Raw genomic sequence first — 19,958 nt, forward strand, 5'->3', positions numbered from 1 at the left:
AGGGGAAAACCGCGTCGGCCGCAAGGAGGCAGAAGGCGATGCGCGTGGGAACGTTCGTACTGGCAGCACAGTTTCCGGGTCAGGGACAGGGCGAGGCCCTGCACCGGGCGATCCGGACCGCCGAGGTGGCGGAGGAGTCGGGGCTCGACTCCGTGTGGCTGGCGGAGCACCATTTCGTGCCGTACGGGGTCTGCCCCTCGGCCGTGACGCTGGCCGCGCTGCTGCTCGGCCGCACCCGCAGAATCCGGGTCGGCACGGCGGTCAGCGTGCTGCCGACTCAGCACCCCGTGGCGCTCGGCGAACAGGCGGCGCTGCTCCACCTGACGGCCGGCGGCCGGTTCAGCCTCGGTGTGGGCCGGGGCGGGCCCTGGGTGGACCTGGAGGTCTTCGGCGCGGGCCTGGAGGCGTACGACAGCGGCTTCCCGGAGTCCCTGGACCTGCTGCTCGACTGGCTGCGCGAGCCCCGGGTGGCCGGACGCGGAAGCCGCTACCCCTTCCGCGAGGTGGCGGTGGTGCCGCGCGCGGACGAGTTGCTCGACGCGGACGGGGCGCCGTTGCCTGGCCCGGAGGTGATCGTGGCGTGCACTTCGCCGAAGACGGTGCGCCTCGCCGCCGAGAAGGCCCTGCCGATGCTGCTCGGGATGCACTGCGGGGACGAGGAGAAGGCGGAGATGGTCGCGCTGTGGCGCCGAAGCGCCCGGGAGGCCGGTCATCCGCCGGAGACCGTCGCGGCAGCCTCGCACGTCTCGGCCGGTGTGGCCCAGATCGGGGACTGCCAGGAGGACGCCGTGCAGACACTGGTGAAGGCGATGCCGGAGTGGCTGCGGGACGGCCTGGGCAAGCACGTGACCGTCGACGGCCGGTTCCGCGTGATGCGCGACCCCGTGGCGTACACCCAACTGCTCTGCGGGCTGCACCCGGTGGGGCCGCCGCGGTTCGCCGCCGACCGGCTCGCGGCCACGGCCGAGCGCACGGGCATCACCCGCTTCGCGCTCCTCTCCGAGGGGTCCGGCGACCTCGGGGCGACTGAGGAGAACGTACGTCGGCTGGGCACCGAGGTGCTGCCCCTGCTGGTCTGAGGGACACGGTGCCACCGGCGCGTGCGTACCGGTCCGTCGGTGGCACGGGACACCGCCGCTCCGGGGCGGAACCGTCTCCCGGGGGCGCCGGCCCCGGCCCGGAGCGGCGGCGGAGACGTTCAGCAGTCCCGGAGTTCGGGCGACTGGTTGAGCAACTGGCCTCTCACCGAAGTGAACTTGGCCAGCCGTTCGTCGACCGAAGGGTCGAGCGGGAAGACCGCGACACGGTGGCAGTTCTGGAATGCCAGTCGCACTCCGAAGTGCCGCTGCAGGGCGCCGCGTATCGCGTCGCTCGCGAGCGCGCGCAGCAGCTGGCCACGTGCCTGCTCGTTCGGCGGCGGCGTCTGGTTGTCGGCGAACTGCCCGCCGTCCACCTTCAGCTGGGCCACCAGGGAGCTGATCATCTCCCATGCGTAGGGCAGGGAGGTCCGGACGCAGTCGACGAAGTCGGCTTCGTCGACCTCGCCTCGCTCGGCCTGTTCCAAGAGGGCCGGTGAGACGTCGAGCGACATGGGTTCTCCTCTCGCGACCCCGGCGGGAGGCCGGGGCCTTACGGGCACGGCAGGAGGACGGCGGCGACGCAGCGTGCACGCCCGGCGACCTCCTGCTTCCACGGTAAGGGCGCGGTCCGGGTCGCACCAGGAGATTGGGAACACAACCGGCCAACAACGAACCTGAGCAAAGAGGGGCAAGACTCCGTGTGCTCCGGCAGGGGCGGAAGTGGCTCAGGAGGTACGAATCGCGCCGACCGCCCGTTGTCGAGTAGCGTTGCCGACCATGCGTCTCGTCATCGCCCGTTGCTCCGTCGACTACGCGGGCCGGCTCACCGCCCACCTGCCCTCCGCTCCCCGTCTGATCCTGGTGAAGGCGGACGGCAGCGTCTCGATCCACGCCGACGACCGGGCGTACAAACCGCTCAACTGGATGTCCCCGCCGTGCACCCTGAAGGAGGGCTCCGGCGACGACGCGGGCGTCTGGACGGTGGTGAACAAGGCGGGCGAGAAACTGATCATCACGATGGAGGAGATCCTCCACGACTCCTCGCACGAACTCGGCGTCGATCCCGGCCTGATCAAGGACGGTGTGGAGGCGCACCTCCAGGAGCTGCTCGCCGACCGGATCGAGATCCTGGGCGAGGGCTACACCCTGATCCGCCGCGAATACCCCACCGCCATCGGCCCCGTGGACATCCTCTGCCGGGACGCCGAGGGTGCGACCGTGGCCGTGGAACTCAAGCGGCGGGGTGACATCGACGGTGTCGAGCAGCTCACCCGTTATCTGGAACTGCTCAACCGCGACCCCCACCTGGCGCCGGTACGCGGTGTCTTCGCGGCGCAGGAGATCAAGCCGCAGGCGCGGGTGCTCGCCACGGACCGCAAGATCGGCTGCGTGGTCCTGGACTACGACGCGATGCGCGGTATCGAGGACGACAAGCTGCGACTGTTCTGATTCCCCGCCGGCCCGCGCGGGGTACGGCCGACCGGACGGCTTGATCGACAAGCCGTCCGGTTTTCGATGTTTCGTGGGGCGCGGTACGTCCTGGAAAAACGTCACCTCGTCCGGAATCCGACTGCTCAGGCCTCGTCGGGCGTGGCCGTCGCGGTCCCGGGGCTGCCCCAAGGGCTCGCTTCGGCGGTGCCGGACGCGGTGGCCGTGGCCGCACCGCCGCCGTCGTCACCGCTCCCGCCCCCGTCGTCACCGGGGGTCTCGCCGGTGGACGGGGTCTCCGTCGTCGGGGTGGCCGACGGGGCGGTGCTCGTCGCCGAGGGGGTCGGGGTGGAGCCGGTGGAACCGGTGGAACCCTTGGGCGGGGTCGAGGAGGAACCTCCGGCCGGTGGCTTCGGCACCGCGCTGCCCGTGTCGACCGCGGTGGGCGAGGTGGTGTCCGGGTCCGGGCTCTGCGCCGTACCGCTGCTGCCGGGTGTGGGCGTGCCGGTGGTGCCCGGAGTGGGCGTACCGGACGTGCCGGGCCGGACGGAGCTGCTGCCGGTCGGTACGGAGCCGGAGCCGCCGCCCGAGCCGTTGTCGTCGGCGGGGGTGTCCTCGGCCGGCACGCTGCTCTCCTCGTCGCCCTCCTCGGCGGAGTGCCCCGGGGTGACGCTCTGGTTGCCCGCGTCCTCGCTGCCCGCGGTGGCGCCGAGCGTCACGACGGTACCGAGCACCGCGACCAGCAGCGCGCCCGCGCCGACGGCCACCAGGTTGCGCCGGGCTCCGGCGACGACGGTCCGGCCCAGGGCCTTCACTCCGGCGGGACGCCCGCCCTTGCCCGGTGCCCCGGCCGGTACCGGGTAGGTCGCGGCCTGCTCCTCCACCACCAGCGTCTGACGCGGCAGGGCGGGCAGCGGCGGCAGGACCGGCAGGACTTCCGTCGCGGCACCGTCACCCCGGGCGCCCGTGGCGGTGTGCACCGCGGGCGCCTCCGGCCTCGCCCCGAGCGGCAGCTTGCCGGAGCGGTCGGTGACCAGGGCGAGCGCGCGGCGTCCGGCGACGGCACCGGACCGGTCGGCGAGCGCGCCCCGGAGCCCGATCGACGCCTCCAGCTCCGCCCGCGCCCGGTCCAGGTGTCCGGCACAGAGCGCGAGGACGCCCAACTCGTGGTGGAAATAGGCTTCTTCGGCGACGTCTCCGGCCAGCCGCGATGCCTCCTGGCCGACCCGCAGGGCCTTCTCCCAGGCGCCCCACTGCAAGGCGGCGGCAAAGGCGGGGCCGGCGCTCCGGGCGAGCCGGACGACGACCGGTGCCGCCTCCGGGTTTCCGCTGGGGAGCAGGACCGCCATCGCCGCGAGTACGGCGTCGGCTTCGGCGACCGCGCGCGCGGGAGTGACCGAGGGGTGCTTGACCCACCAGGCGTAGTGCTCGGCGACGGTGAGGGCGCGGTGCTCGGCGCCCTCGGCGTAGCCGCCGAGTTCCAGCTGGACCTGGACGCCGGCGGCCAGCCGGTAACGGGAGCCGGCCGGCGAGAGGAGCCCGGCACCGGCGAGTTCGCCGAGCGCGGCGTCCGCGTGGGTGTGTCCGATCAACGCCGGAAGGTGCGCCTGGTGCGGCACCTCGCCGCCGAGCGCGACGGCGAACCGCAGGGCTTCCCGGGCGGCCTCGCTGAGGCGGGAGGCGAGCAGCGGGGCGGGCGCGGCGGCCTCGCCGATGCTGGGCAGCGGCACCTCGTCGTCGAGGACCGGGACGAGGGGCACGGGCGGGGCGCCCGCGGGCCGCTCCTCGAACGCGCCGTACTCGTCGAAGTCCTCCGGGATCTCCCGGAGCTGGTCGCGCTGGCGGAGCAGGGCGCCCGCCTGGACGAACCGCAGCGGGAGCCCCTCGGACTCGAACCAGAGGTCGCCCGCCCAGTTCGACTCCTCGTCGGTGAGCGGCCGTCCGGCCACCCGGCCCAGCAGGTCGGTCGCCGCGGCGCGGCTCAGCCCGGCGAGGGAGACCTCGTCGAGTCCGGCGTCCGTGGCCACGTCGGGGGTCGTACCGAAGAGGAAGGCGCACTCGGGCGTGGCGTCGAGGAGTTCCGCCAGGGCCGGGCCGCCGAACTCCAGATCGTCCACGACGACGACCGCGCCGATCCCGGAGAGCGCGCCCAGCAGTTCCTCGCGCTCAGGACGGCGCAGCGGTGCGTCGTACACGGTCTCGTAGAGCGCGTACAGCAGGTCGGGGGCGGTGCGCCGATGGCCGGAGAGCCGGACGACACCGTCGGGCGCGAGTTCGGCGCAGTCGGCGGCTACGGCGTCCAGCAGGGCGGTACGGCCGGAACCGGCCGGGCCGCTGAGGCGGGCCGAACGGCCCCTGGTGAGCAGGCGTACGAGCCGCCCAAGCTCCTCCTGACGCTCCAGCAGCGGCAGCTGCGGGGCGGGCGGGCCCGGCGGTACGGGGGGTTCCGCCGCACGCTCGCGGCCGGCACGCTCCTCGGCGGTGCGCCGGAGCGGGGCCTCGGGCCGCACACCGGGCGGGCAGGGCTCGGCCTCGCTGCCGTCCACGGGGTTGACCGTGATCAGCAGGTCGCCGGATATGAGTCGCACGACGCGGGCCTTGGCCCCCGCCTGGGGTACGAGTTCGGTCGACAGGGCGTCACGGGACGGCCTGCGCCGGGCAGGTGCCTCGCCGCTCCCGTGGGTGTCGTGACCGCTGTGGTGTTCCGGGTCCCGTGCTGTCGGGTTCATCGTCCAAGTCCCCCAGACGCGTCGCGCTGCTGCCCGTCCGGCGCGCACGTGCCGCTGTTGCTCGTGGTGTCCGCCTGCGGGTTCGGTCGATCGGCGGACGGCCGAACCCTAAACCTTCGTCCGTCCCGTCTCGTCGGCGGGGGTGGATCCCGCCCGGGACATCACGTTCTCAGGTGTATTGCCCGGTTCGACCGCCTCTCATGCCGGAGCGCCCGGACCCGGCGTCGGTGGCTCGGGCTGCGGGCGGGCGCCCGTGAGGCCGGCCGGCGGCCACCGGGACGGCGTCGGCGCGCCCGGGAAGCGGGTCGGATGAACGGCCCCGGCGGTCCGCCCTCCACCTGGGTGAGTCCGCGTCCCCATACCCTTCCGGCACTTCAACCTTTCGCGCGTCTCCCGCATCAGTAGTCGGTGACAGGACGAATGCGGCCGGACTCGTTTCGGGCATCCGCGGACGATGGAGGCGGACCAGTGACATCGACAGCGAAAGTGACGCGGTGGTGCATCGCACCGGCCGTGCTCGGTGACCGGAAGCCCCACCGGGACCACGTGGGTGACCGACACCGCCCCGGTGTCCGGCGGGGTGTGGTGACCGCCCGCCACGACGCCACCGGACGGCGGATCGAGGAAGGCCCCCTGCCCGAGGGGTCCCTGAGCGGCGGATTCGACGGGCTCGCCCCGCCGACGACGGGTGGGCGGTGGGCTGGAGTCGGCCCACCGATTACCTGACCTTCCTCGGACTCATCGAGCACGGGGGACGGCACCCGGTGGCAGCGGGTGCCTGCACCGGCTGTGGACAGCGACTACTGGACGCTCGACGACGTGGTCGCCACCGGCCCCGACGACGCTTGGGCCACCGGCAGCATCGGCACGCCGGAAGGCCGCGTCCGTCCGCTCACGCCGCACTACGACGGCGTGGCCTGGGCGATCGTTCCCACTCCCGAACCGAGCTCGCACTACGGCGCCTTCACGGACCCCGCCGCCCGGGGACCGAACGACGTGTGGGCGGTCGGGGCGCGGACGAGGTCGGGGCGGACGCGGAAGTCCACGCCGCGGTCGCCCTGTCTTCCGTGCGCACCCTGTCTCTCCGTGCGCACCCTGTCCTCCCGTGCGCCCTGTCTTCCGTGCGCACGCCGTTCTTCCGTGCGACCTCAGACCCGCGGCAGGGATTCGGCGGCGATCCCGCCCTCGATGGCCAGGATGCGGTGCAGCCGGGTCGCCACCAGCAGGCGCTGCATCTGCGGAGGGACGCCGCGCAGCACCAGTCGGCGTCCGGCACGGCCCGCCCTGCGGTGCACGCCCATGATCACGCCGAGACCGGTGGCGTCCCAGGAGTCCAGCTCGGTCAGATCGAGCACGAGGTCACCGACGCCGTCGTCGACGGCGGCGTGCAGAGCCGTACGGGCGTCCGCCGCGCTTCGGACGTCGAGGCGGCCCCCGACGACCAGCTCGGCGTGGTCGCCCCTGATGTGCATATGCGCTCCCCGTATCGCTTCGTACAAGAGTCGGTGTGGCTGCCCGCTCCTGCCACCAGTGACTGTGGCAGGAGCGGGGAAGTTGCCGCCTGTGAGCGAACCGGTACCGAATTCACCCTGTGGGGTGATGCCGGTCCGCCGGTCCGGCACCGTTTCCGGTCCGGCTTCCCCGGGAGCCGGGTGCGGCCCCTGGTACCCCCGGGCGCCCGGGGCCCGGCCGACGGCGCGGCGCGGGGCCCCCGGGGAGCCGGGGTGGTGCTCAGTAGGTGTAGAAGCCCTGCCCGCTCTTGCGGCCGATGTCACCCGCGTCGACCATCCGGCGCATCAGTTCCGGGGCGGCGAACTTCTCGTCCTGCGACTCCGTGTAGATGTTGGAGGTCGCGTGCAGGAGGATGTCGACGCCGGTCAGGTCGGCGGTCGCGAGCGGGCCCATGGCGTGGCCGAAGCCGAGCTTGCAGGCGGTGTCGATGTCCTCCGCGGTGGCGACGCCCGACTCGTAGAGCTTCGCCGCCTCGACCACCAGCGCGGAGATCAGCCGGGTGGTGACGAAGCCCGCCACGTCCCGGTTGACGACGATGCAGGTCTTGCCGACCGATTCGGCGAACTCCCGCGCGGTGGCCAGGGTTTCGTCGCTCGTCTTGTAGCCCCGGACGAGTTCGCAGAGCTGCATCATCGGGACCGGTGAGAAGAAGTGCACGCCGACGACGCGCTCCGGGTGCTTCGTCACCGCCGCGATCTTGGTGATCGGGATGGCGGAGGTGTTGGAGGCGAGGACGGTGTCCTCACGTACGACCTCGTCGAGGGCGCGGAAGATCTCGTGCTTGACCTCCAGCTTCTCGAAGACGGCCTCGACCACGACATCCACGCCGGCGACGGCGTCCAGATCGGTGGTCGTGGTGATGCGGCCGAGCGCGGCCCCGGCGTCGTCCGCCGTCAGCTTGCCCTTGGCGACGAACTTCTCGTACGACGCCTTCACGGAGTCCAGTCCGCGGGAGAGGGCCTGGTCGGTGACGTCCCTCAGCACGACGTCCCAGCCGGCCTGGGCTGCGACCTGCGCGATACCGGACCCCATGAGTCCGGCTCCGATGACGGCGAGCTTCCCGGCCACGTCACACCCCTTTGGTCTTGTCACCGTGCGGCAGTTCTGACGCACTCTCTCCGACTGTCCTTCATGTGCTCTCCGGCGGAGATTAGTACCCGTGAGGGGCGGTGTGACCGCTTAGAGATGCGCGTCACGTCTCACATGACGGACATCACACCGGCAGGCGTCAGGCGGCGGCGTCCGGACGGCAGTTGCCGCGTGACCACGGCCACGCGAGGAAGGGCGCCCGGCGCCACCACGCTCCGCATAGCCTGGTCGCATGGTCAATCTGACGCGCATCTACACCCGTACCGGCGACACCGGCACGACCGCCCTCGGTGACATGAGCCGTACCGCCAAGACCGATCTGCGGATCTCGGCGTACGCCGACGCCAATGAGGCCAACGCGGTCATCGGTACGGCGGTGGCGCTCGGGCAGCTCTCCGCGGACGTGGTGAAGGTCCTCGTCCGGGTGCAGAACGACCTCTTCGACGTCGGCGCAGACCTGTCGACGCCGGTGGTGGAGGACCCGAAGTACCCGCCGCTGCGGGTGGAGCAGTCCTACGTCGACAAGCTGGAGGCCGACTGCGACCACTTCCTGGAGGACCTGGAGAAGCTGAGGAGCTTCATCCTTCCGGGTGGTACGCCGGGCGCGGCACTGCTCCACCAGGCGTGCACGGTGGTCCGACGCGCCGAGCGCTCGACGTGGGCGGCGCTGGAGGTGCACCGCGAGGTGATGAACCCGCTGACGGCGACGTACCTCAACCGCCTCTCCGACCTGCTGTTCATCCTGGCGAGGGTGGCGAACAAGGAGGTCGGGGACGTGCTGTGGGTGCCGGGCGGGGAGCGCTGAGGGCCGGGCCGCCTCCGGCCGTTCCCGTCGGGGAGTCGGCGCGCGTGGCCGGACACGGACCGGGCCGCTTCCGACGCCCCGCACGGGCCGGCGGGATCGTCGGACCGGCCTGAGGGCCGTCCCTCACTCCCTGGTGGATGTGCGACGTACCCTCAGACCTCGTGTTCTCGCGTGCTCTCCTGCTCCCGTGCCTGCTCCCGCGTGGGGGCCGGCGCGGTCTTCGGGAACAGGGTGTAGGACCCGGCGACGATCAGGTTGACGCCGATCACCCAGAGCATCCTCTGCTGCCACATCCGCAGCGAACCGGTGTCTCCGTCCTGGCCGACGTACCACGCGGCGGCCTGGAGCAGGGCGATCGCGATCACCGCCGCCAGGGTCCAGCGACCGGCGGTGCGCCACTCGCGGACCGCGCGGGCCCGCCCGTACTTCGGCGGCATCACCGGCTTCGGCCCCCCGGCGAACCGGTGGGCCACCCGCGCGTCCACCCACCTGATGGTGGCGGGGCCGGGGCCGAGCCCGACGGTGAAGCCGATGCAGACGGCGGCCAGTTCGTGCTTCCAGTCGGGCTCGGCGCCGTCGCGCAGGTCGATCGCCGTCACGACGAGCAGGACCACCTCCAGCAGCGGCTCGCACAGCAGAACCGCCGTTCCGGCCCGGGGCCGCCGCGCCGCGTACCTCAGGGTGAGCCCGGCGGCGAGCAGCACCCAGAAGCCGGCCTCGCTGAGAACGATCAGTGTGACGATCACGGCCTCTCCTCCTGTCTCCCCCCGACTCCCGCCCACGGGGCGCCACTTCGTCGTCCCCGATGACGAATCGCGACTGCATCCTTCGATGTACTGAACGCCCCGCCCCCGTGAACAGCCGTGCGTCCCGCGCCCGTTCCCTGGTGGATGACGAGGTGGAACCCGTCATCCGCCGCCCGCACCGCCATGACCTCCTGATCGCCGCCGCCGGCCTGCTGGGGGGCGTGCTGCTCTGGCTGCTGGATCTGCGGATGCAGAACGGCCGCCCCTTCGAAGCTCCTTGGGCGGGGCTCCTCTTCCTGGTACCGATGGCCGCGGCGGAGCTGATGCGCCGCACCCGGCCCGGCGCGGCCCTCGCCCTGGCGGTCGCCGGACTCGCGGAGATGCGGAGGCTGATCGGTCTGTTGCGCCGGGGCGGGGCGCCGGACATGCCCGGTGCGGCGCCGCGGCTCTCGGCGCTGGACGCGCTGATCGAACAGTCCCGCGCCCACGCCGCCTCCAGCGGGCTGACCTGCGTGCTGGACGACGCGCGGGGTGGCGGAGTGCTGCCCGCTCCGGCGGAACTCGCCGCGTACCGCATCGTCCAGGAGTCACTGACGAACGCACTCAAGCACGCCGCCGCGGGTGCGGTGCGGGTCCGGCTCGCCCGGCCGGGCGGGCTGCTGACGGTGGAGGTGACCAGCGTGTCCGGGGCGCGCAAGGGCCCCCGTGCCCCGGGTTCCGGTACCGGGCTGATCGGTATGCGGGAGCGGGCGGAGCTGCTGGGCGGGACGATCCGGGCGGGCGAGGAGCGCGCGGCGGACGGCACCGCGCTCTGGCGGGTGCGGGCCGAACTGCCGGTGTCCATCGGCAAGGGAGAAGGGACGATGAGCTCATGACGATCCGGGTCCTGGTGGCCGAGGACCAGTCATCCGTGCGGGCGGGTCTGGTGCTGATCCTGCGGAGCGCGCCGGACATCGAGGTGGTGGGCGAGGCGGCGGACGGCGAGGAGGCCGTACGGCTGGCGCGCGGACTGCGCCCCGACGTGGTGGTGATGGGCCTTCAGATGCCGCGCCTGGACGGGGTGTCGGCCACCGAGCGGGTGGTGGCCGAGGGGAGCGCCGACGTGCTGGTGCTGACCACGTTCGACCTGGACAGTCACGTCTTCGGGGCGCTGCGCGCCGGGGCCTCCGGCTTCCTGCTCAAGAGCACCGGGGCGCTCGGTCTGCTGGACGCGGTCCGCGCGGTGCCCGGGGCGAAGGGCTCATCGCTCCGGCCGTGACGCGTCGGCTGATCGCGGAGTTCGCGGCGGTGTCGGCCGCCTCGGCGCCGCCGGACTCCGCGTCCGGCGGCGCCGAGGCGGCGGCGCTCACCCGCCGCGGGCGGGAGGTTCTGGGATGCCTCTCCGCCGGGCTGTCCAACGCGGAGATCGCCGGGCGGCTCTCGATGGCGGAAGCGACGGCAAAGACGCACGTCAGCAGGGTGCTGGCCAAGCTCGGGCTGCGCAGTCGCGCTCAGGCGGCGGTACGGGCGCGGGAGTTGGGCCTGTGATCAGGCCCACGGCGTCGCCGGGTTCCCCTGGTCCAGACCTCTTGACGATTGGTCCAGACCTTCCTAGTCTCACCGCAACACACTGCGATGAGCGCGCGCATGACAAGGCGCGCTCAGGGCGGCGCAGGGTCTGCAGTCCACGAACCACCCCCCGTTTGTCGGACCTCACCCGAGGAGCACCGTTGAGCACCGAGACCCCCGAACGCCGGACCAGATTCGGCTGGACGCTCAGAAAGAGCGGCAGGACCAAGGCGATAGCCGGCCTCTCCGCACTGCTGCTGCCGATCGCCGCGATGGTCGGCCTCGCCTCTCCCGCGTCGGCGGCCACCTCGGCCACCGCGACCTACGTCAAGAAGACCGACTGGGGCACCGGCTTCGAGGGCCAGTGGACGGTGAAGAACACCGGTACCACGGCGCTCTCCTCGTGGACCATCGAGTGGGACTTCCCCTCCGGCACCTCGGTCACCTCCGCCTGGGACGCGACCGTCACCAGCTCCGGCACCCACTGGACCGCCAAGAACCTCGGCTGGAACGGCTCCCTCGCCGCCGGTGCGAGCATCAGCTTCGGCTTCAACGGCGCGGGCACCGGCTCCCCCAGCAGCTGCAAGCTGAACGGCGCCTCCTGTGACGGCGGCACCACCGTGCCCGGCAACAGCGCCCCCTCCGCTCCCGGCACCCCCACCGCGAGCGCCATCACCAACACCTCGGCGAAGCTCAGCTGGACCGCCGCGACCGACGACTCGGGCATCAAGAACTACGACGTGCTGCGCGACGGGGCGAAGGTCGCCACCGTCACCACCACGACGTACACCGACAGCGCCCTGACCGCCGGTACCAGCTACTCGTACACCGTGCAGGCGCGCGACACCTCCGACGTGACGGGCCCGGTCTCCGGCGCCGTGAGCGTCAAGACCACCGGCGGCGGCACGACCGATCCCGGCACCCCCGGCACGGGCAGCAAGATCAACCTCGGCTACTTCACCGAGTGGGGCGTCTACGGCCGCAACTACCACGTGAAGAACCTGGTCACCTCGGGTTCCGCCGAGCAGATCACGCACATCAACTACGCCTTCGGCAACGTCACCAACGGCCAGTGCGCCATCGGTGACTCCTACGCCGACTACGACAAGGCCTACACCGCCGACCAGGCCGTCGACGGCGTCGCCGACACCTGGGACCAGCCGCTGCGTGGCAACTTCAACCAGCTCCGCAAGCTGAAGGCCAAGTACCCGAACATCAAGGTCCTCTGGTCCTTCGGTGGCTGGACCTGGTCCGGCGGCTTCGCCCAGGCGGCCCAGAACCCGACCGCCTTCGCCCAGTCCTGCTACAACCTGGTCGAGGACCCGCGTTGGGCCGATGTCTTCGACGGCATCGACATCGACTGGGAGTACCCGAACGCCTGTGGCCTGACCTGTGACACCAGCGGCCCGGCGGCCCTGAAGAACCTCACCACCGCGCTGCGCAGCAAGTTCGGCTCCTCCGCCCTGGTCACCGCCGCCATCACGGCGGACGGCTCCACCGGCGGCAAGATCGACGCGGCCGACTACGCGGGTGCTTCGGCGAACCTCAACTGGTACAACGTCATGACGTACGACTTCTTCGGCGCCTGGGCGAACACCGGACCGACGGCCCCGCACTCGCCGCTGACCTCGTACTCCGGCATCCCGACGGCCGGCTTCACCAGCGCCGACGCGATCGCCAAGCTCAAGGCCCAGGGCGTCCCGGCGGCCAAGCTGCTCCTCGGCATCGGCTTCTACGGCCGCGGCTGGACCGGCGTCACCCAGGACGCGCCCGGCGGCACCGCCACCGGCGCGGCGGCCGGCACCTACGAGGCGGGCATCGAGGACTACAAGGTCCTGAAGACCAGTTGCCCGGCCACCGGCACGGTCGCCGGTACGGCCTACGCCCACTGCGGCACCAACTGGTGGAGCTACGACACCCCGGCCACCATCGCCTCGAAGATGGCGTGGGCGAAGAACCAGGGCCTGGGCGGCGCGTTCTTCTGGGAGTTCAGCGGTGACACCAGCAACGGTGAGCTCGTGAAGGCGATGGGCACCAACCTCAAGTAGCCCTCCCCCGGGGCCCCGGCCCTGAGAGCACCACCAGCACCACCCCCGAAAGCGCCGGGGAGACAGGTCCGCCCCCTGTCTCCCCGGTCTTTCGTCGTTTCCGGGCGGGCGGGGGCCCCGGCGAAAGCCACGCCGCGGGTAAGAGCCCTCAAGGGCCGGGAAGACAGGCCCGGGAGAACAGCCGGAAAGGACCAGGCCGAGGGAGCGGCCGGGAAAGAGCGGGCCCGGGAAAGCGGCCGGGAAGGAATGGGAACGGGAGGGCGGCCGGGGAGGAGGAACGCCCCGCAAACAGGAGAAGGCCGGGGAAGAATCACCCGGCCCGTACGGAACCACCACGATCACCCTGCGGACCGTGCCACACGGAACACCCCACGATGCGCCACGGCTCAGGCCGCGGACTACGGGGAGAGCCCCTACGCCACGTTCACCCGCTGGCCGGGCGGCGCCGCCTCCAGCCAGGCCAGGAACCCCGTCAGCGCGTCCTCGCTCATCGCGAGCTCCAGGCGGATCCCCCGCAGGAGGCAGCCGAGCACCACGGAGTCGGAGAGCAGCGCCAACTCCTCCTCGCCCTCCGGGAGCCGACGGTCGACCACCTCGATGGCACCGCGCTCCAGGGCCCGGCGCGGACGCGGGGAGTAGGAGAACACCCGGAACCAGTCGACCCGGTCGCCGCTGTAGCGGGCGACTCCGTAGACCCAGCCCTTGCCGGTGGGGTCGGGTTCCATGGACACGTCCCAGCGCAGACTGCAGTCGAAGGTCCCGCCCGAACGCTGGATGAGCCGCCGGCGCAGACCGAAGACGAAGAGTCCCACCAGGATCAGTACGAGGACGACTCCGCCCACCCACAACGCGAGGACCATCTCCACCGACCTCCTCGCATCGTCGAGTAACCAGAAAACGAACCGCACCCGCATCGCCTCAGCCGCGACACGGTCTGGATGATTCCAGCTCGGGCCGCGGCTGAGTAAAAACTTCTGCCGTCAGGAGCGCTGACGCCCCTTCCGGGTCACACTGCCGGTCACGGCACTAGTGCGCCGACACCGCGCGCAGTCGTACGTCCGCGCGCCGCTCGGCGGCGGCGTCCGTGTCCGACTTCGCTCGCTCCAGCGCGCGCTCGGCACGCTGGACGTCGATCTCGTCGGCAAGCTCGGCGATCTCGGCCAGCAGCGACAGCTTGTCGTCCGCGAACGAGATGAAACCTCCGTGCACGGCGGCGACGACGGTGTTGCCCTCGCTCGTACGGATGGTCACCGGGCCCGATTCCAGCACACCCAGAAGCGGCTGGTGACCGGGCATGACGCCGATGTCGCCGGACGTGGTGCGCGCGACGACCAGGGTGGCCTCGCCGGACCAGACACTGCGGTCCGCGGCGACCAGCTCGACATGCAGCTCAGCAGCCAAGGGTGGCTCCTCGGGTCACCACCCGGCAGCAGATGCCGGGTGTTGGGTCAATTCTACGGGGCGTGGTGAGGGGGGTGGGACACACCCACCCCCCTCGGTGAGCCGGAGGCTCAGGAAACGCCGAGCTCCTTGGCGTTGGCCTTGAGGTCCTCAATGCCACCGCACATGAAGAACGCCTGCTCGGGGAAGTGGTCGTACTCGCCGTCGCAGATCGAGTTGAACGCGGCGATCGACTCGTCGAGCGGAACGTCCGAACCGTCCAGGCCGGTGAACTGCTTGGCGGCGTGGGTGTTCTGCGACAGGAAGCGCTCGACGCGACGGGCACGGTGGACGACGAGCTTGTCCTCTTCGCCCAGCTCGTCGATACCGAGGATCGCGATGATGTCCTGGAGGTCCTTGTACTTCTGCAGGATTCCCTTGACACGGCTGGCCGTGTCGTAGTGGTCCTGCGCGATGTAACGCGGGTCCAGGATGCGGGACGTGGAGTCCAGCGGGTCCACGGCCGGGTAGATGCCCTTCTCCGAGATCGGACGGGAGAGAACCGTCGTCGCGTCGAGGTGGGCGAACGTGGTGGCCGGGGCCGGGTCGGTCAGGTCGTCCGCGGGGACGTAGATCGCCTGCATCGAGGTGATCGAGTGACCACGCGTCGAGGTGATGCGCTCCTGGAGCACACCCATCTCGTCGGCCAGGGTCGGCTGGTAACCCACTGCGGACGGCATGCGGCCGAGCAGCGTGGAGACCTCGGAACCGGCCTGCGTGAAGCGGAAGATGTTGTCGATGAAGAGCAGCACGTCCTGCTTCTGCACATCGCGGAAGTACTCCGCCATGGTCAGGGCGGACAGCGCGACCCGCAGACGGGTGCCCGGCGGCTCGTCCATCTGGCCGAAGACCAGCGCGGTCTTGTCCAGGACGCCCGAGTCGGTCATCTCGTCGATGAGGTCGTTGCCCTCACGGGTGCGCTCGCCGACACCGGCGAACACCGACACACCGTCGTGCAGCTTCGCCACACGCATGATCATTTCCTGGATGAGGACCGTCTTGCCGACGCCCGCACCACCGAACAGACCGATCTTGCCGCCCTTGACGTACGGGGTCAGCAGGTCGACGACCTTCAGGCCGGTCTCGAACATCTCGGTCTTCGACTCGAGCTGGTCGAAGGCCGGGGCCTTGCGGTGGATCGGCCAGCGCTCGGTGATCTGCGCCTCGGCCTCCGGCTCGTTCAGGATCTGACCGAGGGTGTTGAAGACCTTGCCCTTGGTCACGTCACCGACGGGGACGGTGATACCCGTGCCCGTGTCGGTCACCGGGGCCTGGCGGACCAGGCCGTCGGTCGGCTGCATCGAGATCGCGCGGACCACGCCGTCACCCAGGTGCTGGGCGACTTCGAGGGTCAGCGTCTTACGGGCGCCGGCCTCGGCCGGGTCGTCGACCTGGACGTGCAGCGCGTTGTAGATCTCCGGCATCGCGTCGACGGGGAACTCCACGTCGACGACCGGGCCGATCACCCGGGCGACGCGGCCCGTGGCAACGGCCGTCTCAACTGTGGTCGTCATTACTTGTCACTCCCCGCGTTCGCGTCGGCCAGCGCACTGGCACCACCGACGATCTCGCTGATTTCCTGGGTGATTTCGGCCTGGCGGGCCGCGTTGGCAAGCCGGGAGAGGCTCTTGATGAGATCCCCGGCGTTGTCGGTCGCCGACTTCATCGCGCGGCGGCGGGCAGCGTGCTCGGAAGCAGCGGCCTGCAACAGCGCGTTGTAGATGCGGCTTTCGACGTAGCGCGGCAGAAGGGCGTCGAGGACGTCCTCAGCCGACGGCTCGAAGTCGAACAGGGGAAGGATCTCCCCCTTCGTGCCGTTCTCGTCCGCGACCTTGTCGAGAGAGAGCGGCAGCATCCGGCCTTCGATGGCGTTCTGCGTCATCATCGACACGAATTCCGTGAAGACGATGTGCAGTTCGTCGACACCGCCCTCGGCCGAGTCCTTGGTGATGGCCTCGATGAGGGGGGCGGCGATCGCCTTGGCGTCCGCGTACGACGGGTTGTCGGTGAAGCCCGTCCAGGACTCCGCGACCGTGCGCTCACGGAAGCCGTAGTACGCGACACCCTTGCGGCCGACGATGTACGTGTCGACCTCCTTGCCCTCCGCGCCAAGACGCTCCCGGAGGCGCTCCGCCGCCTTGATGGCGTTGGAGGAGTAGCCGCCGGCCAGACCGCGGTCGCTCGTGAGGAGCAGGACCGCGACCCGGGCCGGAGCCTCGACCTCGGTGGTGAGCGGGTGCTTGGTGGTGGAGCCGGTCGCCACCGCGGTCACCGCGCGGGTGAGCTCGGTGGCGTACGGCAGCGACGCCGCCACCTTGCGCTGCGCCTTGACGATGCGCGAGGCGGCGATCATCTCCATCGCCTTGGTGATCTTCTTGGTCGCGGTGACGGCTTGGATGCGGCGCTTGTAAACGCGAAGCTGAGCGCCCATCGATCAGCCCTCGCCCAGAAGCTTGCCGTCCGAGGTCTCGAACTGCTGCTTGAACGCGGCAATGGCGTCAGCGATCGACTGCAGCGTGTCGTCCGACATCTTGCCGCCCTCGACGATGCTGGTGAGGAGGTCCTTGCGCTCGCGGCGCAGGTAGTCCAGCAGCTCGCTCTCGAAACGACGGATGTCCTCGACCGGGACGTCGTCCATCTTGCCGGTGGTGCCGGCCCAGACGGAGACGACCTGCTCCTCGACGGGGTACGGGGCGTACTGCGGCTGCTTCAGCAGCTCGACCATGCGCTTACCGCGCTCCAGCGACGACTTGGAGGCCGCGTCCAGGTCGGAACCGAAGGCGGCGAACGCCTCCAGCTCGCGGTACTGGGCGAGGTCCACGCGCAGTCGGCCGGAGACCTGCTTCATGGCCTTGTGCTGGGCGGAGCCACCGACTCGGGAGACCGAGATACCGACGTTGAGCGCCGGACGCTGACCCGCGTTGAACAGGTCGGACTCCAGGAAGCACTGGCCGTCGGTGATGGAGATGACGTTGGTCGGGATGAACGCCGACACGTCGTTCGCCTTGGTCTCGACGATCGGCAGACCGGTCATCGAACCGGAACCCATCTCGTCGGAGAGCTTGGCGCAGCGCTCCAGCAGACGCGAGTGCAAGTAGAAGACGTCGCCCGGGTAGGCCTCGCGGCCCGGCGGACGGCGCAGCAGCAGCGACACGGCGCGGTAGGCGTCGGCCTGCTTCGAAAGGTCGTCGAAGACGATCAGGACGTGCTTGCCCTGGTACATCCAGTGCTGACCGATGGCCGAACCGGTGTACGGCGCCAGGTACTTGAACCCGGCCGGGTCGGACGCCGGGGCGGCGACGATGGTCGTGTACTCCAGCGCGCCGGCCTCTTCGAGGGCACCGCGCACCGAGGCGATGGTGGAGCCCTTCTGACCGATGGCGACGTAGATGCAGCGCACCTGCTTGTTCACGTCGCCCGAGCGCCAGTTGTCGCGCTGGTTGATGATCGTGTCGACGGCCAGAGCGGTCTTACCCGTCTGACGGTCGCCGATGATCAGCTGACGCTGGCCGCGGCCGATCGGCACCATCGCGTCGACGGCCTTGTAGCCGGTCTGCATGGGCTCGTGGACCGACTTGCGGACCATGACGCCCGGGGCCTGCAGCTCGAGGGCGCGTCGGCCGTCGGTCGCGATCTCGCCGAGACCGTCGATCGGGTTGCCGAGCGGGTCGACGACGCGGCCGAGGTAACCCTCGCCGACGCCGACGGAGAGCACCTCACCGGTGCGCTGCACCGGCTGGCCCTCCTCGATACCGCTGAACTCGCCGAGGACGATCGCACCGATCTCGCGCTCTTCGAGGTTGAGGGCGAGACCGAGGGTGCCGTCTTCGAACTTCAGCAGCTCGTTCGCCATGGCGGAGGGCAGGCCCTCCACCTTCGCGATGCCGTCGCCGGCAACGCTGACCGTACCGACCTCCTCGCGCGAGGCCGCGTCCGGCTGGTACGACTGGACAAAGTTCTCCAGTGCGTCCCGGATCTCCTCCGGCCGGATCGTGAGCTCCGCCATCTGGGTTCCCTGCTCTCCTTGTTGGGCCCGAAGTTTCTTAAGGGGGTCTGGGGGCCGACCCCCAGGAATCTTCTGCAGTTTCTGCACGGCCCAACCGGGCCGCAGGTGTTGCTCGTTCAGTTGGTGCGAAGGCTGGCGTCAGCCGGCCATGCGGCGGGTCGCCTCGTCGAGGCGGTCCGCGATGGTGCCGTTGATGACCTCGTCACCGACGCGCACCGAAACTCCGCCGAGGACCTCGGGGTCCACGTCCAGGTTCAGGTGCATCTGCCGGCCGTAGATCTTCGCCAGCGCCGCGCCGAGGCGCTGCTTCTGCACGTCGGTCAGCGGTACCGCAGAGGTGACCACGGCCACCGTGCGTTCGCGACGTGCGGCGGCGAGCTTGGACAGGGAGTCGAGTCCCGCCTCCAGGCTACGTCCGCGGGGGTGCGTGACCAGGCGCGTGACGAGACGCTCGGTCGCCGGGCGGCTCTTCCCGCCGAGCAGGCTGCGCAGCAGCGTGCCCTTGGCGGCCGGAGTGGCCGTACGGCTGGTGAGCGCGGAGCGCAGCGCCGTGTCGGAGGAGACGATCCGGCCGAACCGGAACACCTCGTCCTCGACGTCGTCGAGCGCTCCCGCACGCTGGGCCGCGGTGAGGTCGGCGGTGGCCGCCAGCTCCTCGACCGCGTCCACCAGGTCGCGCGAGAAGGACCAGCGCGAGCGGACCATGCCCGAGATCAGGTCGACGGCTTCGCCGCTCACCTGACCGCCGAGCAGCCGGCCCGCGAGCTCGGCCTTGGCCTCGCCGCTCTGCGCCGGGTCGGTGAGGACCCGACGCAGCGAGACCTCACGGTCGAGCAGCGCGGTGACGGATGCCAGCTCTTCTGCGAGCTTCTCGGCGTCGACCGACGTGTTGTCGGTCAGAGCGTCGAGTCGCTCGCGCGCGGCAGCCAGTGCCTCGCGGCTCGCGTGGTTCATCGGACGGCCTCGGCCTTCGCCTCGAGCTCGTCGAGGAACCGGTCGACGGTGCCGCTCTGCCGGGCGTGGTCCTGGAGGGACTCGCCGACGAGCTTGCCGGCCAGGTCGGTGGCGAGCTTGCCCACGTCCTGACGCAGCGCGGCGGCCGCGGACTTGCGGTCGGCCTCGATCTGGGCGTGACCGGCAGCGATGATCTCCTCACGCTGCCGCTGGCCTTCCGCCTTCATCTCCTGGATGATGACGGCGCCCTGCTCCTGCGCCTCCTGGCGCAGTCGAGCGGCTTCGTGACGCGCCTCGGCGAGCTGAGCCTTGTACTGCTCAAGAACGCTCTGCGCCTCGGTCTGGGCCGCATCGGCCTTTTCGATACCGCCTTCGATGGCCTCGCGGCGCTCGTCCAGAACCTTGTTGATGTTCGGGAGGAGCTTCTTGGCGAGGAAACCGAAGACGATGATGAAGGCGATGAAGCCGATGACGAGCTCGGGAATCGGCGGGATGAGGGGGTTTTCCGCCTCTTCGGCCGCGAGCTGAACCAGAGGGTTCACATCAGTGCCTTTCGTCTCGGTTGCTGGTCGTG

Annotated in this window: 17 protein-coding genes and 1 pseudogene; 6 read left to right on the forward strand and 12 right to left on the reverse strand. The window is 70.9% G+C overall.

The window, feature by feature from the left end:
• Positions 1 to 38: 38 nt before the first annotated feature.
• Positions 39 to 1,079 (forward strand): LLM class flavin-dependent oxidoreductase, encoded by a 1,041-nt coding sequence (locus tag OHT52_RS07705; RefSeq protein WP_328719390.1) that lies wholly within the window; start codon positions 39 to 41, stop codon positions 1,077 to 1,079.
• Positions 1,080 to 1,198: 119 nt separating this feature from the next.
• On the opposite strand, the gene OHT52_RS07710 is transcribed toward OHT52_RS07705, so the two are convergent.
• Positions 1,199 to 1,591, reverse strand: a complete 393-nt coding sequence (locus OHT52_RS07710) for an SCO5389 family protein (protein WP_328719391.1) — start codon at positions 1,589 to 1,591, stop codon at positions 1,199 to 1,201.
• 265 nt (positions 1,592 to 1,856) lie between these two features.
• Here OHT52_RS07710 and nucS point away from each other — a divergent pair, with 265 nt between their 5' ends.
• Positions 1,857 to 2,528, forward strand: a complete 672-nt coding sequence (nucS, locus tag OHT52_RS07715) for an endonuclease NucS (protein ID WP_328719392.1) — start codon at positions 1,857 to 1,859, stop codon at positions 2,526 to 2,528.
• A 125-nt stretch (positions 2,529 to 2,653) separates the two neighbouring features.
• Here nucS and OHT52_RS07720 read toward each other — a convergent pair whose 3' ends face one another.
• From OHT52_RS07720 to OHT52_RS07730, 3 genes are all read right to left on the reverse strand, one after another.
• On the reverse strand, positions 2,654 to 5,236 hold the full coding sequence (locus tag OHT52_RS07720) for an ATP-binding protein (RefSeq protein ID WP_328719393.1): 2,583 nt from the start codon (positions 5,234 to 5,236) through the stop codon (positions 2,654 to 2,656).
• Positions 5,237 to 6,384: 1,148 nt separating this feature from the next.
• Positions 6,385 to 6,708: an STAS domain-containing protein gene (locus OHT52_RS07725; protein WP_328719394.1), complete on the reverse strand. Its 324-nt coding sequence runs from the start codon at positions 6,706 to 6,708 to the stop codon at positions 6,385 to 6,387.
• 259 nt (positions 6,709 to 6,967) lie between these two features.
• Positions 6,968 to 7,816, reverse strand: a complete 849-nt coding sequence (locus OHT52_RS07730) for a 3-hydroxyacyl-CoA dehydrogenase family protein (protein ID WP_328719395.1) — start codon at positions 7,814 to 7,816, stop codon at positions 6,968 to 6,970.
• A 253-nt stretch (positions 7,817 to 8,069) separates the two neighbouring features.
• Here OHT52_RS07730 and OHT52_RS07735 point away from each other — a divergent pair, with 253 nt between their 5' ends.
• Complete coding sequence (locus OHT52_RS07735) at positions 8,070 to 8,642, forward strand: cob(I)yrinic acid a,c-diamide adenosyltransferase (protein ID WP_328719396.1); 573 nt, start codon at positions 8,070 to 8,072, stop codon at positions 8,640 to 8,642.
• 152 nt (positions 8,643 to 8,794) lie between these two features.
• On the opposite strand, the gene OHT52_RS07740 is transcribed toward OHT52_RS07735, so the two are convergent.
• Positions 8,795 to 9,388 (reverse strand): hypothetical protein, encoded by a 594-nt coding sequence (locus tag OHT52_RS07740; RefSeq protein WP_328719397.1) that lies wholly within the window; start codon positions 9,386 to 9,388, stop codon positions 8,795 to 8,797.
• A gap of 152 nt (positions 9,389 to 9,540) precedes the next feature.
• Between OHT52_RS07740 and OHT52_RS07745 the strand changes: the two genes are divergently transcribed.
• From OHT52_RS07745 to OHT52_RS07755, 3 genes and pseudogenes are all read left to right on the forward strand, one after another.
• Positions 9,541 to 10,263: a sensor histidine kinase gene (locus tag OHT52_RS07745; RefSeq protein WP_328719398.1), complete on the forward strand. Its 723-nt coding sequence runs from the start codon at positions 9,541 to 9,543 to the stop codon at positions 10,261 to 10,263.
• A pseudogene (locus OHT52_RS07750) lies at positions 10,260 to 10,915 on the forward strand (response regulator). The gene OHT52_RS07745 and the pseudogene OHT52_RS07750 overlap by 4 nt, the downstream one beginning before the upstream one ends.
• A 182-nt stretch (positions 10,916 to 11,097) precedes the next feature.
• The gene (locus tag OHT52_RS07755; protein WP_328719399.1) at positions 11,098 to 12,984 is read left to right on the forward strand and encodes a glycoside hydrolase family 18 chitinase; all 1,887 of its coding nucleotides are present in this window, start codon (positions 11,098 to 11,100) and stop codon (positions 12,982 to 12,984) included.
• A 413-nt stretch (positions 12,985 to 13,397) separates the two neighbouring features.
• Here the strand turns inward: OHT52_RS07755 and OHT52_RS07760 are convergent, their stop codons facing one another.
• The 7 genes from OHT52_RS07760 to OHT52_RS07790 form a co-directional block, all read right to left on the reverse strand.
• The gene (locus OHT52_RS07760; protein ID WP_328723648.1) at positions 13,398 to 13,844 is read right to left on the reverse strand and encodes a DUF2550 domain-containing protein; all 447 of its coding nucleotides are present in this window, start codon (positions 13,842 to 13,844) and stop codon (positions 13,398 to 13,400) included.
• A gap of 166 nt (positions 13,845 to 14,010) precedes the next feature.
• Positions 14,011 to 14,385: a F0F1 ATP synthase subunit epsilon gene (locus tag OHT52_RS07765; RefSeq protein WP_328719400.1), complete on the reverse strand. Its 375-nt coding sequence runs from the start codon at positions 14,383 to 14,385 to the stop codon at positions 14,011 to 14,013.
• A gap of 110 nt (positions 14,386 to 14,495) precedes the next feature.
• Entirely contained in the window at positions 14,496 to 15,938 is a 1,443-nt protein-coding gene (gene atpD / locus OHT52_RS07770) for a F0F1 ATP synthase subunit beta (protein WP_328719401.1), read from the reverse strand.
• Complete coding sequence (locus tag OHT52_RS07775; protein ID WP_328719402.1) at positions 15,938 to 16,855, reverse strand: F0F1 ATP synthase subunit gamma; 918 nt, start codon at positions 16,853 to 16,855, stop codon at positions 15,938 to 15,940. Before OHT52_RS07775 ends, atpD begins: the two co-directional genes overlap by 1 nt.
• A gap of 3 nt (positions 16,856 to 16,858) precedes the next feature.
• On the reverse strand, positions 16,859 to 18,430 hold the full coding sequence (gene atpA / locus OHT52_RS07780; RefSeq protein WP_328719403.1) for a F0F1 ATP synthase subunit alpha: 1,572 nt from the start codon (positions 18,428 to 18,430) through the stop codon (positions 16,859 to 16,861).
• A 138-nt stretch (positions 18,431 to 18,568) separates the two neighbouring features.
• Complete coding sequence (locus tag OHT52_RS07785; RefSeq protein ID WP_328719404.1) at positions 18,569 to 19,384, reverse strand: F0F1 ATP synthase subunit delta; 816 nt, start codon at positions 19,382 to 19,384, stop codon at positions 18,569 to 18,571.
• Complete coding sequence (locus OHT52_RS07790) at positions 19,381 to 19,926, reverse strand: F0F1 ATP synthase subunit B (RefSeq protein ID WP_328719405.1); 546 nt, start codon at positions 19,924 to 19,926, stop codon at positions 19,381 to 19,383. The genes OHT52_RS07785 and OHT52_RS07790 overlap by 4 nt, the downstream gene beginning before the upstream one ends.
• Between the last annotated feature and the right edge of the window lie 32 nt (positions 19,927 to 19,958).

The organism is Streptomyces sp. NBC_00247, from assembly GCF_036188265.1.
Taxonomy (GTDB): domain Bacteria; phylum Actinomycetota; class Actinomycetes; order Streptomycetales; family Streptomycetaceae; genus Streptomyces.

Excerpts from the sequence above, each read along its gene's own strand:
- OHT52_RS07705 (WP_328719390.1), top strand. The coding sequence starts at position 39 with ATGCGCGTGGGAACGTTCGTACTGGCAGCACAGTTTCCGGGTCAGGGA.
- OHT52_RS07710 (WP_328719391.1), bottom strand. The coding sequence starts at position 1,591 with ATGTCGCTCGACGTCTCACCGGCCCTCTTGGAACAGGCCGAGCGAGGC.
- nucS (WP_328719392.1), top strand. The coding sequence starts at position 1,857 with ATGCGTCTCGTCATCGCCCGTTGCTCCGTCGACTACGCGGGCCGGCTC.
- OHT52_RS07720 (WP_328719393.1), bottom strand. The coding sequence starts at position 5,236 with ATGAACCCGACAGCACGGGACCCGGAACACCACAGCGGTCACGACACC.
- OHT52_RS07725 (WP_328719394.1), bottom strand. The coding sequence starts at position 6,708 with ATGCACATCAGGGGCGACCACGCCGAGCTGGTCGTCGGGGGCCGCCTC.
- OHT52_RS07735 (WP_328719396.1), top strand. The coding sequence starts at position 8,070 with ATGGTCAATCTGACGCGCATCTACACCCGTACCGGCGACACCGGCACG.
- OHT52_RS07760 (WP_328723648.1), bottom strand. The coding sequence starts at position 13,844 with ATGGTCCTCGCGTTGTGGGTGGGCGGAGTCGTCCTCGTACTGATCCTG.
- atpD (WP_328719401.1), bottom strand. The coding sequence starts at position 15,938 with ATGACGACCACAGTTGAGACGGCCGTTGCCACGGGCCGCGTCGCCCGG.
- OHT52_RS07775 (WP_328719402.1), bottom strand. The coding sequence starts at position 16,855 with ATGGGCGCTCAGCTTCGCGTTTACAAGCGCCGCATCCAAGCCGTCACC.
- atpA (WP_328719403.1), bottom strand. The coding sequence starts at position 18,430 with ATGGCGGAGCTCACGATCCGGCCGGAGGAGATCCGGGACGCACTGGAG.
- OHT52_RS07785 (WP_328719404.1), bottom strand. The coding sequence starts at position 19,384 with ATGAACCACGCGAGCCGCGAGGCACTGGCTGCCGCGCGCGAGCGACTC.